Below are 2,989 nucleotides of genomic sequence, written 5' to 3'. Positions count from 1 at the left end.
CTTGGAGATACAGGGGTTCGGCTTGGTCGTACTTTCCTTGGAATTCATAGAGTCCTGCCAAGTTGTTGAGGCTGGTGGCGACATCGGGATGATTGTCTCCCAGCAGGCGTTTCAAGAGGTCTAAAGCTTGGAGATACAGGGGTTCGGCTTGGTCGTACTTTCCTTGGAATTGGTAGAGTAATGCCAAGTCGTTGAGGCTGGTGGCAAAATCGGGATGATTGTCTCCCAGCAGGTATTGTCTGAGGTCTAAAGCTTGGAGATACAGGGGTTCGGCTTGGTCGTACTTTCCTTGGGATTTGTAGAGTCTTGCCAAGTTGTTGAGGCTGGTGGCAAAATCGGGATGATTGTCTCCCAAGCGGTTTTGTACTGTTGATAAACACTGATGATACCAAGGTTCGGCTTGGGTATATAACCCTTGTCCTTCATAGAAGTAACCCAAGCCAACGAAATGCCAAATTAAATCTTCATCACTGACGGATTGAATGAGATTGTTTGCTACTTCAGCTATGTGTGGTATGGCAAGGGAAACAGCGTTAATTTCCTCAAGGGTAGGAGTCTCAGGAATTTGTTTAGCAACTGCTACCATTACCTGAGCAAACCATCCCTTAAATTCCTCTGCTTGCTCTAAACCTGTAAACTTAGATTGGAAAAATTCCCGCAGCAATGGATGTAGTTGATAAATTCCTTCACCTTTGCGCTGGAGGAGATGCAGATTTAATAATTTATCATCCCGAATTTCTTCTAACTCATCCTCATCTTTCTCTGTTAAGCATTGTTCTACTAATTTCCAGGGTATGGGTGCGGCGGCAAATAAACTGAGTACACAGCCTAATAACCTATCATCCTCTGCTAATTCCTGCCAACTCAACTCAAAGGCGGCTTGCACTCCCCTTTGTTCTCTCATATCGGCTTCTGGCTTGACGAGTGCAGGTTGTTCTAATCGCTTTTCCTTTAATCGCCCCATCATTTTCGATATAGACAAATCCTGCTTCCGCGCCAGATATCGCCCCACCAACTCTAAACCCAAAGGCAAATACCCCAGCCATTCGCACAATTGATTTGCTACATCTAATTCTCTCTCAATTCGCCCTGGTGTTTCTGCCAGCAAAGACCGTAACAACTCCAACGCTGCATCTGGTTGTAATACATCTAAAGATAATTGCTTGATGGCTGCACTCAACTTTTTGCGGGTAGTCATCAACACTTTAAATCTGGAAGATGCGCCCTGTAGGTAAGATTTGATTTGCTGGTAATCTGTAATATCATCCACCACCAGCAGCACATTACCCTTACGCCAATTCCGCCAGCAGTATTGTACTTGTGCAGGTAAATCAAATTCTTCTGGTGGCTTTAAATCAAGCTGAGTTCTGGCAAACCGCACCACTTGAACCCCAAAATCCTCAACTTTCGCCTGTAACCAGCACAGTCCACCTTGGTAGTTTTCGCGCTGAGTCATGGCATATTGCAAGGCGAGTTCTGTTTTACCCAGTCCACCCATTCCCAAAATAGCCGCAATGGCTACTTGGTTATTTTCCTGCAAAAGTTCATGGAGTTCTTGCAGTTCTTGATCACGTCCCACAAATTTCACCACCCCACTCAGGGGTAAATTTTGCGGTATTTCAGGATTTAACCTTACCCGTTCCTGTTCGGGCGACTTTAGTCAAATGTGAATACCACCATAGTTAGTACCCACCTGAACTAATTTTTCAATAGATTCAGCTAACTTTGCATTATTGATCACACCTGCTGGTTGGGAGTTGAGGTCATTTGCTAAAGCCTGAACTTTCGGTGCTACTTGGGGGTCAGCATTTACGGTTGCTTCTACTTCCCGCACCGATTGAGCAATTTCGGTATCTGTATCGGCTGCGGCTTTCAACTCCAACACAGCTTGACCATAATCTAACGCCTGCTGTGTGTTTTCCTGTGACGTATTCGCTAACAAGGGCAGCTTATTTTTCTGGCGTAGCTTTGCGATTAACTCGTTACTTTTTTCTAATGCTGCTTCTCCCAGCTTTTCGCCTGTTTTTTCTAAAGCCTTAGTTAAAACTATAGTAGCGATCGCAGTTCCTACGGCTGTTAAGGTCACTGGTTCCATAAGTTAAGAATAATATTACGAGATTATACTTATTTTCCTGAGCATAAAAGTTTTTCAACAGAGAAAAAAGCACAAATTATATAGCGGTTCTCGGTTGAATTTACCACTGTTTTGGGGTATGAGTATCATCATATACTGTTGGCGAAATATTTCTTAACATTTTCTAATGTCGGTATACCCATAATATTGCCGTTTGGCGGGCTTATACTTCCAATTTTCCTCCGCAATGTTATGCTTTTAATACCTATAATGCTTGTCACGCCTAAATTACTATTTATCATTCAGCTTATTTCTCCTGCTCAAAGCCTATGCTCTGACTAAATCAGCATCAATGCTTTCATTGTCAACTCCTGTAGGGTAGCCCAAGTCAATACTTCCAGCATATTGACGGAAACGCTGACGTGCAGCTTCTTTTTCTGCCTCATTTTGCTGTTTTTTCTGCAAACCTGACTGTTGTTCAAGAGAAGTGGCTATCCACTCTGATATTGATACACCTGCAACTTCAGCTTGTTGCTTTAATAATGTATACATCTCATCGCTTAATTCCAGCGTTAAAACTTGGCTCATTACAACTGTACCTCTGCTGTTATCTTCTGCTAGCGTAGCATCAGGTTAATAGCTTCGTGCGCTAACACAATTTTATATATAGCGATTCCCACATTCATGAGGTACAGAGAAAAAGAATTAACCGCAGATGAAGATAGATAAACGCTGATGGACGCAGATAAATTTGTACCTCAGCAGACTAGGAAACGCTATAAAGCTTTGCTGGAAAGGGATTTCATAGAGATAATTCAATTAACTGTTTATCTGCTTCAAGTTCCTCATTCTGGCTACCAACTTCAAGCCAACCCTGGATCGCTTCTTTAAGCATCTCTAACAAGTGTTCGTAGC

The 2,989-nt window shown here is 42.9% G+C and carries 3 protein-coding genes; all 3 read right to left on the bottom strand.

Annotated features, from left to right (window positions below):
* Positions 1–1,579 (bottom strand): tetratricopeptide repeat protein (locus TOL9009_RS40165; RefSeq protein ID WP_260675930.1); only part of this gene is annotated, 1,579 nt, incomplete at its 3' end.
* An 81-nt stretch (positions 1,580–1,660) separates the two neighbouring features.
* The gene (locus TOL9009_RS0122720; protein WP_029634873.1) at positions 1,661–2,095 is read right to left on the bottom strand and encodes a hypothetical protein; all 435 of its coding nucleotides are present in this window, start codon (positions 2,093–2,095) and stop codon (positions 1,661–1,663) included.
* Between the two features lie 306 nt (positions 2,096–2,401).
* Positions 2,402–2,662: a hypothetical protein gene (locus TOL9009_RS0122715; RefSeq protein WP_029634871.1), complete on the bottom strand. Its 261-nt coding sequence runs from the start codon at positions 2,660–2,662 to the stop codon at positions 2,402–2,404.
* Positions 2,663–2,989 lie beyond the last annotated feature (327 nt).

This window comes from [Scytonema hofmanni] UTEX 2349, from assembly GCF_000582685.1.
Lineage (GTDB): Bacteria > Cyanobacteriota > Cyanobacteriia > Cyanobacteriales > Nostocaceae > Hassallia > Hassallia hofmanni.
This window is presented reverse-complemented; position numbering and strand designations above follow the sequence as displayed.

Coding starts and splice junctions, on each gene's coding strand:
- TOL9009_RS0122715 (WP_029634871.1), bottom strand. CDS start 2,662: ATGAGCCAAGTTTTAACGCTGGAATTAAGCGATGAGATGTATACATTA.
- TOL9009_RS0122720 (WP_029634873.1), bottom strand. CDS start 2,095: ATGGAACCAGTGACCTTAACAGCCGTAGGAACTGCGATCGCTACTATA.